The organism is Cupriavidus basilensis (assembly GCF_000876015.1).
In the GTDB taxonomy this organism is placed as follows: Bacteria; Pseudomonadota; Gammaproteobacteria; order Burkholderiales; family Burkholderiaceae; genus Cupriavidus; species Cupriavidus basilensis_B.
In genome coordinates this window covers 79000-93470 of sequence record NZ_BBQM01000024.1, presented here as the reverse complement: position 1 = coordinate 93470, position 14471 = coordinate 79000, and the positions used below count along the sequence as shown (strand labels likewise).

Below are 14471 nucleotides of genomic sequence, written 5' to 3'. Positions count from 1 at the left end.
GCGGGTACCCGCTCACGGCGCGGCGGCGGTGCCGCCCTGCTGCCCCTGCCGTGCCAGCGTCTGGCGCAGGATCGCCGGGATCACGCCGCCGTGCCGCAGCAGTTCGACTTCGAGCCGGGTCTCCACCGCGGCCATGGCGTCGAACGATGCCACCGTGCCGTCGCCGCGCACGATGCGCACCGGCACCGCGCAGCGCGGCGCCAGCCGCTCCGGCGGCGCGCCCACGTGGATGCGGTCGCCGGGCCGGATGGCCAGCGTGCGCGGATGCATGCCCGCGGGCATGCGCAGCGGCAGGATGCCCATGCCGATCAGGTTGGCGCGGTGAATCCGCTCGAAGCTGCACGCCAGCACGGCGCGGATGCCCAGCAGGCGCTGGCCCTTGGCCGCCCAGTCGCGCGACGAGCCGGTGCCGTAGCGCTCGCCGGCGACCAGCACCACGGCGTCGCCCTCCTCGGCGTAGCGCCGGGCCGCTTCGAAAACCGGCAGCACGGTGCCGCTGGGCGCGTGGACGGTATGCGCGGCCGGCGCGTCGGGCTCGAGCAGGTTGACCAGCGTCTTGTTGTAGAACGCCGCGCGCACCATCACTTCCCAGTTGCCGCGCCGCGAGGCGAACACGTTCAGGTCGTCGCGGTCGTCGCCGCGGCTGACCAGGAAATCGGCGACGTGGCAGTCCTTCGGGATCGCGCTGGCGGGCGAGATGTGGTCGGTGGTCACGTCGTCGCCGAGCACCAGCAGCGCATAGGCGCCGTAGTCGCCCAGCTGCGTGCCCTGTTCCGCCGCGGCGAACGGCGGGCGGCGCAGCGCCGTCGAGCGCGCGTCCCACGGATAGCGCGGCGTGTCGGCGAAAGGCAGGCTGTCCCACACCGGGTTGCGCGAAGCCGCGGCGAACGCGGGCCGATAGTCGGCGGCCTGCGTGCCGGCGGCCACGCAGGCCGCCACCTCCGCGCGCGTGGGCCACAGGTCCTTCAGGTACACCGGCGTGCCGTCCGGGGCGATCTGCACCGGGTCGCGGCCCAGGTCGCGCGCCGCGTCGCCGGCCAGCGCGAACGCCACCACCAGCGGCGGCGACATGATGAAGCCGAGGTCGAGATCGGGATGCACGCGGCCCGGGAAATTGCGGTTGCCGGACAGCATCGCCACCGGGCGCGCCGCCCGCCGCGCGATGGCGTCGCGGATCGGCGCGGTGAGCGGCCCCGCGTTGCCGATGCAGGTGGTGCAGCCGAAGCCGACGATGTCGAAGCCGAGCGCCGACAGATCGCCCAGCAGGCCGCCGCGCTCCAGGTAGATGGCCGCCGCGGGCGAGCCCGGCGCCAGCGAGGTCTTGACCCACGGCGGCGCCGACAGCCCGAGCGCGCGCGCCTTGCGGGCCAGCAGGCCCGCCGCGATCAGCAGGGCCGGGTCCGACGTATTGGTGCAGCTCGTGATGGCCGCGATGGCCACCGGGTGGCGCGGCAGGTCGCGCTCCCGCCCCGCCGGCTCCGGTGCGAACGGCGCGAGCGCGCGGGCGGTCTCGGTATAGGACAGCAGGTCCTGCGGCCGCCGCGGGCCGGCCACGTGCATGCGGACCGCCGACAGGTCGAGGTCGAGCACGCGCGTGTAGCGCGGCGCGGCATCCGGCTCGAACCACAGGCCGGCGCGCCGGGCGTAGTCGCCGACCAGCGCCACGCCGGCTTCGCCGCGGCCGGTGGCGCGCAGGTAGTCCAGCGTGCGCGCGTCGATGGGAAAAAAGCCGGTGGTGGCCCCGTACTCGGGCGCCATGTTGGCCACCACCGCGCGCTCGCCCGCGCTCAGCGTCGCCACGCCGGGGCCGAAGAACTCGACGAACTCGCCCGCCACGCCGAGCGCGCGCAGGCGCTGCGTCACCGTCAGCGCGAGGTCGGTGGCCAGCGCCCACGGCGGCAGCGCGCCGGTCAGCCGCACGCCGGTGACGTCGGGCAGGCGCTGCATCACCGGCATGCCGAACATCACGGTCTGCGCCTCCAGCCCGCCCACGCCCCAGCCGAGCACGCCGATGCCGTTGATCATCGGCGTGTGGCTGTCGGTGCCGATCAGCGTGTCGGGCACGGCCCAGGCCTGGCCGTCGCGCTGCACCGTGGTCACCACCGTGGCCAGCTGCTCGAGGTTGATGGTGTGCATGATGCCGGTGCCCGGCGGATGGATGCGCACGCCGCGCAGCGCCCGCGACGCCCAGCGCAGGAAACCGTAGCGCTCGGCGTTGCGCCGGCCCTCGGTCTCCAGGTTGATCGCCGCGGCATCGGGCCGGGCGAACGCCTCCACGGCCAGCGAGTGGTCCACGGACACGTCCACCGGCAGCCCGGGATTGAGCACCGCGGGATCGACGCCGGCCTCGGCCAGCGCGTCGCGCATGGCGGCGATGTCGACCAGCGCCGGCGTGCTGGTGGTGTCGTGCATCAGCACGCGGCCCGGCTGGAACGCGATCTCGGCCGTGCTGGTGCCGTGGTCCGGCCACGCCGCGATGGCGTCGATGGCGGCGTCGCGCTCCGCTCCCGCCATGTTGCGCGCGACGTTCTCCAGCAGCAGGCGCAGCACCACGGGCAGGCGCGGCAGCCGCTCGCCGAGCATCGCCGGCAGGTCGACGCAGCGGTATGTCAGGCCGCCGGAGTGGAACTCGCCGGCAAGGGGGCGGCAGTGCGTCATCAGGGCAGCGGATGGGCCAGCTCGGCGGCGGGCGCCGGCGCCCGCGGCGCCTGCGACAACTGCGCGAACAGGTTCTTGGGGTCGTCCAGCACCGGGATCAGCGCGATGCGCTCGCCGATCTGGAGCAGCGCGGCCTGGTCGCGCAGGTAGCGCAGCGCGGAGAAGTCTTCCAGCGCGAAGCCGACCGAGTCGAACACCGTGATCTCGCCGGCGTCGCGGCGGCCGGGCGCCTGGCCCTCGAGCACGCGCCAGAGCTCGGTCACGGCGAAGTCCGCCGGCATCTGCTGCACGTCGCCTTCGATGCGGCTCTGCGGCTCGTATTCGACGAACACGCAGGCGCGGCGCAGCACGTCCGGGTGCAGCTCGGTCTTGCCCGGGCAATCGCCGCCCACGGCATTGAGGTGCATGCCGGGCTCGAGCATCTCCGGCGTGACGATGGTCGCGTAGGCCTTGTCGGCCGTGACCGTGGTGACGATGTCGGCGCCGCGCACGGCTTCGGCGGTGCTGGCGCACACGCGCAATTCGAGGCCGGGCACGTCGGCGAGATTGCGGCGCAGCCTGGCGGTGGCGGCGGCATCCACGTCGTAGGCCTGGATGCGGCGGACGCCCAGCAGGTGATAGAACGCCAGCGCCTGGAATTCGCTCTGCGCGCCGTTGCCGACCAGCGCCATCGTGGCGGCGTCGGCCCGCGCCAGCCGGCGCGCCGCCACCACCGACGTGGCCGCCGTGCGCAGCGCCGTGGTCAGCGTCAGCTCACTGAGCAGCAGCGGCATGCCGGTGGCCACCTCGGCCAGCACGCCGAACGCCATCACCGTGGGCAGGCCGCCGCGCGTGTTGCCCGGATGGCCGTTGACGTACTTGAAGCTGTAGAGGCTGGCGTCGGCCGTGGGCATCAGCTCGATCACGCCGGCCGGCGAGTGGCTGGCCGAGCGGGCGGACTTGTCGAACTCCCGCCAGCGGCGGAAGTCGTCCTCGATGTAGCCGGCCATGCCGCGCAGGGCATGCGCGATGCCGCGCGCGGCGATGATGCGGGATACGTGCTGGGTGGAAAGAAATGGCGTCATCTGTGGCTCCGGTGAGCGGGTCTGGAAAGTTGCGGACCATTCTCACCGCCGTGGCACCCAAAATGAAGTGGTTATTGTGCACACAAAATACTATCATCACGTCAAACCGAGCACAACGACTTTCATTTCGACACATGGTTCCGACACATGGATGACTTCGACCACAAGCTGCTGGGGCTGCTGCGCGCCGATGCCCGGGCCAGCGTTGCCCTGCTGGCGCACCGGCTCGGGGTGGCGCGCACCACCATCACCAACCGGATGGCGCGCCTGGAAAAAGCGGGGGTGATCGTCGGCTACACGGTGCAGCTGCGCCCGGCGGCGCGGCGCGACGCGATTGCCGCGTGGATGAGCATCGCCGTGGACGGGAACCAGGCGCGGGAGGTGATTGCCAGCCTGCTGGGCGAGCCCGGCGTGGTCGCCCTGCACGACACCAACGGGCGCTGGGACCTGCTGGCGGAAGTGCGCGCCGCCACGCTCGACGGGCTGGCCTCCGTGCTCGAGCGCGTGCGGCTGATCCGCGGCATCAGCGCGACGGAGACCAGCATCCACCTGACCAGCTACAAGCTGTCGTGAGGCGTGGCCGCGGCCGGGAGATTGCGCGGCCGGGCGGGACCGGTCAGGCCCCCGCCGGCGGCGCCTCTTCCGCCGGGGCGGCCTCGCTCGCGGCCGGGCGGCGCAGGCGGCTCGCCACGTCCAGGTGCCGGCGCATCAGGTCGGCGGCGCCGTCGCGGTTGCCGGACTCCAGCGCCGCCAGGATGCCGAGGTGCTCGTGGCAGCTCACCTCCACGCGCTCGCGGCCGTGCTTCCAGTCATAGTTGGACAGCCGCCGCATGCGGTTCAGGCGGCGGATCGCGTCGACGAAGAAGCGGTTGCCCGAGGCCATCGCGAGCCCTTCGTGGAACGCCGCGTTGGTCTCGAAGAACGCCACCGGCGAGGCCTCGGTCCACGGCTGCGTCAGGAACGCCGAATGCTGGATCCGCATGTGCGCGGCCCATTCGGGCGAGAGCTGGAAGCTCGGCTCCAGGATGGCCGCCGGCTCGATGACCATGCGGAAGCGGTAGCCCTCGATGCGCGCCTCGCGGTGCCACATCGCGTCCTGGAATTTCCAGCGGTAGCCCAGCCGCCGCTCGACGATGCCAAGGTCGGCCAGCCGCACCAGCGCCTGCTTGATGGTGGCGCGCGTCTCGCCGTAGGTCTGCATCAGGTCGCGCTCGGACACTTCGTCGGCCAGCGCGCCGCGCTGCCGGTCGTGGGCGATGCGCGTGAGCAACTGGTCTTCGTCGGCCGGCGCGGTCTCGTCGGCCTGCGCCACCGGCGGCGCCGACAGCAGCGCCACGCCCTTGTTGCGGCGCCGCTCGACGAAACCCTGCGCCTCGAGCTGGTCCAGCGCCGCGCGGATCGGCGTGCGCGACACCCCCAGCGACTCCGCCAGCTTCTGCTCGTTGAGGCGGTCGCCCGCCGCCAGGGCCTCGTCGCGGATCCACTGGGCGATCCGGTCCCGCAGCGCCAGGCGCGAGCGGCCCACCGACTCGTTCGGCATGCTCATTTATTTTTTTGTTTCATCAAAATACAATTACAATTGTACATTACCGCCGCGCGGACAGCCTGTCCCGCGGCTGCGGCACGCGCCCGCCATCCGCGTGCGGACAGGGCGGCCAGCCGCAAGCTTAGCCGGAAAGTGCCGTGCGGGCTGGTCCGGCCGGTCTCGTTCTTGTCGTCTTGCCGGGGCGGCCCCGCCCGCTTCAGCCGGTCATGGCCGCGGCGGCACCGTCTCGGCCACGATCCGGTCGCGGCCGCCCTGCTTGGCCTGGTACAGCAGCAGATCGGCGCGCCGCATCAGCCCGTCCGCGTCCTGCGCCTCGCCCGGCATGACGAAGGCGGTGCCGAAGCTGGCCTGGATGCTGAACCGTTCGCCGCTGTCGGCCACGAGCGGCGTCGCCGCCAGGCGCGCGCGCAGCTGCTGCGCCATGTCCAGCGCATCCTGGCAGGCCGGCACGCTGGCCAGCACCGCGAATTCCTCGCCGCCGATGCGCGCCACGATGTCGCCCTCGCGCCATACCTCGCGGCTCAGTTCGGCGATCCGCCGCAGCGCGCGGTCGCCCGTGGCATGGCCGTACTTGTCGTTGACGCGCTTGAAGTGATCGATGTCGAACAGGGTCAGCGACAGCAGCTGCCCGCCCGCGCGCCGTCCCGCGCCGGAGCAGGCGTCCTTCAGCCTGATGTCGAAGGCGCCGCGGTTGAACAGCCCGGTGAGCGCATCGGTTTGCGCCATGCGCGACAGCTCGGCGATCAACTGGCGGCGCTCGCGCTCCAGCCTGGCGCGCTCGACGGCGTTGCCGCGCAGCACCTGCACGGCGTCGAACAACTCGCGGATCTCTCCGCGGTACGGCCTGGACGACAGCGTCACGGCGAGGTTGCCGGCCGCGATGGCGCGGATCGCGCGCGCGGCGTCCGCGAACGGCCGGACCACCTGCCGGCGGAACAGCCACACGCCGAGGAACAGGAACACGATCACCGCCGAGAGGATGGCGACGATGCCGCCCAGCCACGCCAGCCGGGTGTCGCGCTGGGCCCGCACCTGCCGCTCGACCAGATCGAGAATCTCGTCGCGAAAGCGCGTGATCGCGCCCATCGAGGGCACATAGTGATCGACGAATTCGGCGCTCGAGACGCCCGCGTCGCCGGGCAGGCTCGCCAGCGCGTGCACACGCGAGAAATACTCCAGGCCCGCGCCGAAATACTGCCGCTCCACCACCTGGAACGCCCCTTGCGGCAGCTCCGGATCGCTCAGCACGCGCGGCTGGAGCAGCGCGCGCAGCTGCGCGATGGTGCCCAGCGTGCGCTCGATGGCGAACTGCTCGGTGCTGTTCAACTGCCGGTTGGTGCCCAGCGCGGGCGTGAGCTGCGAGCCGAGCAGCCCGGCCTGCTCCCGCAGCAGCGCCGCCAGCCGCGCCGCCAGCAGGCGGCTGAGCGCGCCGGGCACGCCCCGGTCGACCCTGGCGGCGCTGACGTCGGCGATGGCGGACAACGGCGGCATCACCCGGATCATGCCGTCCGCCGCGCGGTGCAGCGCCTCGCCGGTGCGCTGGCCGTGCGGCTGGCGCAGCAGGCCGTCGACCTCGGCGCGCGCGCGGGCGAGATCGTCGCGCGCGCGCAGCACCGTGTCGCGCTCGCTGAGGCAGTTGCCGCACTCCGGCGCTTCGAGCTGGCCCAGCAGCCCGGCGATGCGCCGGTCGCTTTCCGCGCGCGCGTCCAGCAGCGCCTGCCCTTGCGCCGGCGGCAGCGGCAGCGCCTCTCCGAGCGCGGCGTTGCTGGGGCCGCGCTCGACCGAGACCTGCTCCATCGCGAGCAGGATCGCGCGAAAGATGCGCAGGTCGGTAAGCGCGTGCTCGGCATTCGCATAAGCCACCCACTGGTATCGAAACAGCCAGATGGACAGCGCCAGCAGGACAAAGCCCAGGGTGGCGGCGAGCAGCGCAAAGCGGCGTTCCAGCGGCGAGGCTGGCAGGGGGATCTTTAGCATCGTGGGACGGGGCGCCGGCGCAAGCGCTGCGCGCGGCACCGGGCCAGGGCTTCGTGGCGTGTCGAGGTCGCGCGGCGCCCGCATCCGGGCGTTGCCGCCCGGCGGGCCGCAATGTCGAAAATCCTCGGAACAAGGCCTGCATTCTAGCGGGCGCCGCCCCCGCGGTGTTGCAGATCTGGCCCGACCCCACGGGTGCGGGGTGACTTGGACACAATTTGCGCCGCATGCCCGGCACCGCTGCCTTGCCCGGCCCCTCGCCCGGTGCGGCGGCCACTCCCCCCGGAATGGCCGCCGGCGCCGCGGGCGTTCAGCCCCGCCCGGCGTCCGCGCGCACCCAGCCCGCGGCCTTCTCGGCCATCATCAGCGTGGGACTGTTGGTGTTGCCGCTGGTGATCGACGGCATCGCGCTGGCGTCGACCACGCGCAGGCCGGCGATGCGGCCGCCGCGCCCGTCGCGCACCCGCATGCGGCTGTCCAGCACGGCCGCGGGGTCGCCGTCGCGGCCCATCGCCGCGGTGCCCACGGGGTGGAAGATGGTGGTGGCGATGTCGCCGGCCAGCCGCGCCAGGTCCTCGTCCGTCCGGTATTGCGGGCCGGGCTTGTATTCCTGCGGCTTGTAGCGGGCCAGCGCCGGCTGCGCGACGATGCGGCGGGTCACGCGCAGCGAGTCCGCCGCCACCTGCCGGTCCTCGGCGGTGGACAGGTAGTTGGGCGCGATGGCCGGCGCCTGGCGGAAGTCCTCGCTGCGGATGCGCACGGTGCCGCGGCTGGTGGGGTTCAGGTTGCAGACGCTGGCCGTGAAGGCCGGGAAGGCATGCAGCGGCTCGCCGAACGCCTCCAGCGAGAGCGGCTGGACGTGGTACTGGATGTTGGGCCAGGCCTGCTCCGGCGAGCTGCGCGTGAAGGCGCCCAGCTGCGACGGCGCCATGCTCATGGGGCCGCTGCGCGACAGCAGGTATTGCAGGCCGATGCGCGCCTTGCCCCACAGGCTGGACGCCAGCACGTTGAGCGTGGCCGCGCCCTCGATCCGGTACACGGCGCGGATCTGCAGGTGATCCTGCAGGTTGCCGCCCACGCCGGGCAGGTCGGCCAGCACCTCGATGCCGTGCTCGCGCAGCAGCGCGCCCGGGCCCAGGCCCGAGAGCTGCAGGATCTGCGGCGAGCCGATGCTGCCCGCGCACAGGATCACCTCGCATGCGGCGCGCACGGTGACGAACTGCCGGCCGTCCCACACCCGCGCGCCGGTGCAGCGCAGGCTGCCGTCGGCCCGCGGCTCGACCAGCAGGCGCGCGACCTGCGCGCCGGTCCACAGTTCGAAATTGGGCCGGCCGCTGCAGGCGGGACGCAGGAACGCCTTGGCGCTGTTCCAGCGCCAGCCGGCTTTCTGGTTGACCTGGAAGTAGCCCACGCCCTCGTTGTCGCCGCGGTTGAAATCGCCGGTGTGCGGCACGCCGGCCTGCGCCGCGGCTTCGGCGAAGGCGTCGAGGATGTCCCAGCGCAGGCGCTGCTTTTCCACGCGCCACTCGCCGCCGTGGCCGTGGTAGTCGGCGAAGGCCGCGTCGTGCTCCGGGGTGTCGCCGAGATAATGGTCTTCGTGCTGGCGGAAGGCCGGCAGCACGTTGTCCCAGCGCCAGGTGTCGTCGCCGGTGCGCTGCGCCCACTGCTCGTAGTCGCGCGACTGGCCGCGCATGTAGATCATGCCGTTGATGCTGGAGCAGCCGCCGAGCGTCTTGCCGCGCGGGTAGCGCAACTGGCGGCCGTTGAGGCCCGCGTCGGGCTCGGTGCGGTAGAGCCAGTCGGTGCGCGGGTTGCCGATGCAGTAGAGATAGCCGACCGGGATGTGGATCCAGTGGTAGTCATCCTTGCCGCCGGCCTCGATCAGCAGCACGCGCCGGTCCTTGTCGGCGCTGAGCCGGTTGGCCATCAGCGCGCCGGCGGTGCCGGCGCCGATGACGATGTAGTCGAAAGCGGGATCGGTGCTGTGGGTCACGACGCTGTGTCTCCGGAACGCGAGCTTTATTTGCCGCGCTAAAATTGTTGTGGCGAGTGCGCGTAGTTTCCTCCCGGGATATTCCGAAATCCATTGAGTTTCGGCAATCTGAGATATAGGTTTCACAAATATGAATCCGGCCAATCTTGATCTGCAGACGCTGCGGGTGTTCGTCGCGGTGGCGCGCGAGGGCAATGTCTCCAAGGCGGCCGAGCAGATGCACCGCTCGCAGCCGGCCGTCAGCCTCCAGCTCAAGCGCATGGCGGAGATCACGGGCCTGACGCTGTTCCACCGCACCGCCCACGGGCTGGTGCTGAGCGCCGACGGCGCCGCGCTGCTGCCCCAGGCCGAGCGCGCCCTGCATGCCATCCAGGACGTGGCCAATGCCGTGAGCCGGCTGCACGGCACCGTGCGCGGCAAGCTGCGCATCGGCACCATCCTGGAGCCGTCGTTCATCCGCCTGGGCGACTGGCTCGGGCAACTGGTGCAGTCGGCGCCGCAGATCGAGACCGAACTGCGCCACGGCATGAGCGGCAGCGTGATGGCCCAGCTGCAGCAGGGCAGCCTGGACGTCTGCTTCTACCTGAGCCCCGACCGCGAAGCCACGCACCAGTTGCAGCCGGACCTGGCGGTGCGCACGCTGACGCGCTTCGAGTACCGGGTGGTGGCGCCGGCCGGCTGGGGGCCGCAGGTGACGGGCTGCGACTGGGAAGCGCTGGCCACCCTGCCCTGGCTGGCGACGCCGCCGGAATCCGTGCATTCGCGCCTGCTGGCGGGCATCTTCGGCCCGCGCGGGCTGGCGCCGCGCCGCGCCGCGCTGGTGGACCAGGAGCCGTCCATGCTCGATCTCATCAAGTCGGGGGTCGGGCTCAGCCTGGTGCGCGATGCCACCGCCATGCGCGAGAGCCAGACGTCAGGGCTGGCCGTGGCGGACCGGGTCCGCATCGGCTGCGAGCTGCAGTTCGTCTGCCTGGCGTCCAGGCTGGAGGAGGCGCTGATCGTGGAGGCGCTGGGCGCGCTGAACCGGGTGTGGCTGGACTGACGGGCGGCGCCGGCGCCGGCGTGCTTCAGCCATAGGTGGCGCGCACGGCGGCGAAGGCCGCGCTCACCACCGGGTCCTCCATGCGCCTGGCCAGCGCGATGAACGAGAGATCGGCGGTCAGCGTGAGCGTCTGCGCCACCACCAGCCCGTGCGACTGGGCCACGCGCAGCGCCACCGAGTCGCGCGCCAGCGAGAGGCCGACGCCCGACACCACCAGGTCCACCATCGACGCCTCCAGGTCCACTTCGGCGGCCACCAGCGGGCGCACGCCGAGCTCGTCGAACTTGCGGCTCAGCATGCGGTGGTGGGTCGAATGCTCGTGCGTCCAGACCCACGGCAGCAGCGCCACCTCGGCCCAGCTCTTGCCGGCCACGCGCGCGTCCCAGCCGCGCGGCGCGATCACGTAATAGTGGATGGCGCGCAGCTTGAGCGCGCAGATGTCGTCGCCCGAGCCGACCTCGCCCGGCGGGCCGAGATAGAACGCCGCGTCCAGCGCGCCGCCGCGGATCTGGCTCAGGACCCAGCCCGACATGCCGTGCCGCAGCCGCGGCTGCACGTTCGGATGATGCTCGACCAGGTATTGCAGGCAGGCGCCCAGGCGGATGGCCTCGGGATTGAGGATGGTGCCCAGGCCGAGCGTGCCGTAGGCGGCGCTGCGCATGGCCTCGGCGGCGCGGCCGAATTCCTCCACGGCCTCCAGGATCTTGCGGGCCGCGGGCACCAGCGCCCGGCCGTGCGCGCTGAGCATGAGCCCGCGCCCGGTGCGCACGAACAGCGTCACCTGCAGCAGCTCCTGCAGGCTCTTGATCTGCATGCTCACCGCGGGCTGCGTCAGGTGCAGGCTTTCGGCCGCGCGGGTGAGATTGCCCTCACGCGCGATCGCCTCGAAGGCGCGTAAGTGCTGTAGGTCCACAGGCGTTCCCATGCGGGAGGGAGATGTCGGAAGTCGGTTCGGGAAGATCCCGGCGCCGCTGCGCGGCACGGCAAGTGCCGCGCAGCGCCCGCGCGGGACCGCTGCGCGCCATTCTGGGACAACTTCCCGGGCCTGCAAAGCCGGGCATCCCCCAACAGGCGGCCAGGGCGGCGAGGCTAGCTGGCCGCCGCCAGCACGCGGCGCGCCTGCTCGATGATCGGCGCATCGACGAGCCGGCCATCGACCCTGACCGCCGCCCCGCCGGCGCCGGCCGCCGCCTCGATCACGCGGCGCGCCCATTCGCATTCGGCCGCCGGCGGCAGGAAGCCGCGGTTGACGGCCTCGATCTGCGTGGGATGGACGCACAGCTTGGCGCCGAAGCCGAAGCGCTTGGCGCGCTCGACCTCGTGCGCCAGCCGCCGGGCATCGTCCAGCGCCAGGCAGACGCCGTCCACCGGCGGCGGCAGCCCGGCCAGCCGCGAATGCATCGCCAGTTGCGAGCGGAAATAGTGCAGCGGCGCGTCGTCGTCGGGCAGGCCGATGTCGAGCATCAGGTCGGCCGCGCCCAGCATCAGCCGGCGCACGCCGGGCGCGCGCGCGATGTCGGCCAGATGCAGGAAGCCGGCGGCCGACTCGACCAGCAGGTAGAGCGCGCGGGCGCCTCCCACGGCGCGCGCCAGCGCCGCCAGCACGACGAGGTCGTCCGGCTTGGGCACCACCACGCCGTGCACCGGCAGGCCGGCGCAGGCCTGCACGTCCTGCGCGTGCCACGCGCTGCCGTGGGCGTTGATGCGCACCAGCAGCTCGCAGCCCGCGCCGTCGCACAAGGCGCGCAGGGCCGCGGCCTCGTCCGCGAAGATGGCGCGCGCGCGCTCCTTGTCGGGCGGCGCCACGGCGTCCTCGAGGTCGACGATCACGGCGTGCGCGCCGCTCGCGGCCGCCTTGGAAAAACGCTGCGGCTGCGTGGCGGGGACAAACAGGAAGGAATGCTGGGCCGGCATGTCTGTGCGCTACTCCACGGTGATGTGGGCGGCCTTGATGAGCTCGCCCCACTTGACGATTTCCGAATCGATGAAGCGGCTCCAGTCGGCCGCGCCGCGCGCATCGGGCAGCAGGCCGCGCGAGAGCATCTGCTCGCGCACCGCCGGGTCGTTGACGATGGCGCGGGTGTCCTCGCCGATGCGCTCGATGATGGCGCGCGGCGTGCCCTTGGGCACGGCCAGCCCGCCCCAGCTCACCGCCTCGAAGCCGGGATAGCCCAGTTCGGCGATGGTCGGCACGTTCGGCAGCTGGGGCATGCGCTGCGCGCTGGCCACCGCGATGGGGCGCAGCGCGCCGGCCTTGATCTGCGGCAGCGCCGAGGCCACGCTGTCGAACAGCAGCCCGACCTGCCCGCCCAGCAGGTCCTGCATGGCCGGGCCGCTGCCCTTGTAGGGCACGTTGATGACCTGCAGGCCCGCGCGGAAGCGGAACAGCTCGGCCGAGAGATGCTGCGTGGTGCCCGGCGGCCCGCCGATGGCGATGGCCAGCTTGCCGGGCTCCTTGCGCGCCGCGGCCACGACGTCGGCCAGCGAGTGGTATGGCGAGGCATTGCCGGCCACCAGCATGATCGGCGCGAGATAGATGCCGCCCACCGTGTCGAAATTCTCGCGCGGATCGTAGGGCAGCTTGGGATAGAGGCCGGGGTTGATGGCCATCGTGGACGACGGCGCCACGATGATGGTGTACCCGTCCGGCGCCGCGGTCTTGCCGGCGATCATGGCGGGCAGGCCGCTGCCGCCGGGCCGGTTGTCGACCACCACCGCCTGCTTCCAGCGCTGCGTCAGCCGGTCGCCCAGCAGCCGCGCCGAGATGTCGAGGGCGTTGCCGGGCGGCGTGGGAACCAGCAGCCTGACCGGCTTGTCCGGCCAGGTCTGCGCCTGCGCCGCCCACTGGCCGAGCGGCGCGGCCAGCGCCGCGGCCGTGGCCTGCATGAACCTGCGTCTCTTCATGGTTTGTCTCCTGATGTTTTTTTATATGTCCGGGCGCCGCCGCGTGCCTGCGTCACATGATGCCGGCCTCCCGCATGGCGTCGAGCTCGCCGGCCGTCATGCCGAGCAGCTCCTGGAAGACCGCGTCGTTGTGTTCCCCCAGCGCCGGGCCCAGCCACTTGATGCCGCCCGGCGTGCCGGACAGCTTGGGGATGACGTTCTGCACCGCCACCGGCCCCGCGCGCGACGGCACCGTCTTGATGTTCTCGCGCAGCGCGTACTGCGGGTCCGCGAAGATGTCGGCCACGCTGTACAGCGTGGCGGCCGGCACGCCGCCGGCGTCGCACCGCGCGAGCAGGTCGGCGCAGTCGATCGACGCGGCCCACGACGCCACGCGCGCATTGACCGCCGCGCGCTCCGCCAGGCGGTGCCCGACCGGGCCCCAGCGCTCGGGCGCCGCCAGTTCCGGCTCGCCCATGACCGCCGCCAGCCGCGCGAAGATCTTGTCGTTGGTGCAGGCGATGGCCACCCACTTGCCGTCGCGGGTCTGGTAGTGGCTGTGCGGCACCACGTTCACCGTGTCGGCGCCCTGCCGCTCGCGCACCATGCCGGTCTGCTGGTACACCGGCACCATCTCGTCCAGGACGCGGAACATGGATTCGTAGAGCGCGAGATCGACCACCTGCCCCACGCCCGTGCTCTCCCGCGCGCGCAGCGCCAGCAGCACCCCGACCGCGCCGTACAGACCCGAGCCGTAGTCGGCCAGCGACGTGGACCCGGGCGTGACCGGCGTGCGGCCCGGCTCGCCGGCGAGATAGGCGAGCCCCGAGAAGGCGTGCGCCACCCGCGCGAAACCCGGCCGGCCGCGGTACGGGCCTTCCTGGCCATAGGCCGAGATGCGCACCAGGATGGCGCGCGGGTTGAGCCGCTGGATCTCTTCCCACGGCAGGCCCCAGCGCTCCAGCACGCCGGGCCGGTAGTTCTCCACGATCACGTCGCTGCGCGCGGCCAGGCGCTTGAGGACTTCCTGCCCCTTGGGGTCGCGCAGATTGAGCGTCACGCACTTCTTGTTGCGGCTCTCGTTGAGCCACATCAGCGTGTCGCCGCAGTCGGTATGGGTGCCGAAGCGCCGCAGCGAATCGCCCGTTCCGGGCGGCTCCACCTTGATGACCTCGGCGCCGAATTCCGCCAGGATGGTCGTGCAGAAAGGGCCGGCGACGAACGTGCCGAGATCGAGGACCCGGATGCCATCCAGCGCCTGTGCCTGGTTCTTCTGGGATGTCTGCTCTGTCATGTTCTCTGTCTTTTGCC

At 72.3% G+C, this 14471-nt stretch carries 11 protein-coding genes; 2 read left to right on the top strand and 9 right to left on the bottom strand.

Features of this window, described 5'->3' with window-relative positions; translation table 11 throughout:
- Window positions 1–12: 12 nt before the first annotated feature.
- Window positions 13–2658 (bottom strand): aconitate hydratase AcnA, encoded by a 2646-nt coding sequence (gene acnA / locus KF708C_RS26420; protein ID WP_059413990.1) that lies wholly within the window; start codon window positions 2656–2658, stop codon window positions 13–15.
- The gene (locus tag KF708C_RS26415; RefSeq protein WP_059413988.1) at window positions 2658–3722 is read right to left on the bottom strand and encodes an ornithine cyclodeaminase; all 1065 of its coding nucleotides are present in this window, start codon (window positions 3720–3722) and stop codon (window positions 2658–2660) included. The genes acnA and KF708C_RS26415 overlap by 1 nt, the downstream gene beginning before the upstream one ends.
- A gap of 147 nt (window positions 3723–3869) precedes the next feature.
- On the opposite strand from KF708C_RS26415, the gene KF708C_RS26410 reads away from it, so the two are divergent.
- Entirely contained in the window at window positions 3870–4295 is a 426-nt protein-coding gene (locus tag KF708C_RS26410; protein ID WP_059413986.1) for an Lrp/AsnC family transcriptional regulator, read from the top strand.
- A 43-nt stretch (window positions 4296–4338) separates the two neighbouring features.
- Here the strand turns inward: KF708C_RS26410 and KF708C_RS26405 are convergent, their stop codons facing one another.
- The 3 genes from KF708C_RS26405 to KF708C_RS26395 form a co-directional block, all read right to left on the bottom strand.
- Window positions 4339–5268, bottom strand: coding sequence for a GntR family transcriptional regulator (locus tag KF708C_RS26405; protein ID WP_059413984.1), 930 nt, complete (start codon window positions 5266–5268; stop codon window positions 4339–4341).
- A gap of 204 nt (window positions 5269–5472) precedes the next feature.
- A complete protein-coding gene (locus tag KF708C_RS26400) occupies window positions 5473–7245 on the bottom strand; it encodes a GGDEF domain-containing protein (RefSeq protein ID WP_059413982.1) in 1773 nt (590 codons plus the stop codon).
- Between the two features lie 307 nt (window positions 7246–7552).
- Entirely contained in the window at window positions 7553–9235 is a 1683-nt protein-coding gene (locus KF708C_RS26395) for a GMC family oxidoreductase (RefSeq protein WP_082079925.1), read from the bottom strand.
- Window positions 9236–9365: 130 nt separating this feature from the next.
- Here KF708C_RS26395 and KF708C_RS26390 point away from each other — a divergent pair, with 130 nt between their 5' ends.
- Complete coding sequence (locus KF708C_RS26390; RefSeq protein ID WP_020201518.1) at window positions 9366–10277, top strand: LysR family transcriptional regulator; 912 nt, start codon at window positions 9366–9368, stop codon at window positions 10275–10277.
- A gap of 25 nt (window positions 10278–10302) precedes the next feature.
- Here the strand turns inward: KF708C_RS26390 and KF708C_RS26385 are convergent, their stop codons facing one another.
- The 4 genes from KF708C_RS26385 to KF708C_RS26370 all read right to left on the bottom strand — a co-directional run bounded on the left by KF708C_RS26385 (window position 10303) and on the right by KF708C_RS26370 (window position 14454).
- Complete coding sequence (locus KF708C_RS26385) at window positions 10303–11190, bottom strand: LysR family transcriptional regulator (protein WP_020201519.1); 888 nt, start codon at window positions 11188–11190, stop codon at window positions 10303–10305.
- A 176-nt stretch (window positions 11191–11366) separates the two neighbouring features.
- A complete protein-coding gene (locus KF708C_RS26380) occupies window positions 11367–12191 on the bottom strand; it encodes an HpcH/HpaI aldolase/citrate lyase family protein (protein ID WP_059413980.1) in 825 nt (274 codons plus the stop codon).
- Between the two features lie 9 nt (window positions 12192–12200).
- A complete protein-coding gene (locus tag KF708C_RS26375; RefSeq protein ID WP_231401564.1) occupies window positions 12201–13181 on the bottom strand; it encodes a Bug family tripartite tricarboxylate transporter substrate binding protein in 981 nt (326 codons plus the stop codon).
- Between the two features lie 52 nt (window positions 13182–13233).
- On the bottom strand, window positions 13234–14454 hold the full coding sequence (locus tag KF708C_RS26370; RefSeq protein WP_059413978.1) for a CaiB/BaiF CoA transferase family protein: 1221 nt from the start codon (window positions 14452–14454) through the stop codon (window positions 13234–13236).
- Window positions 14455–14471: the final 17 nt, after the last annotated feature.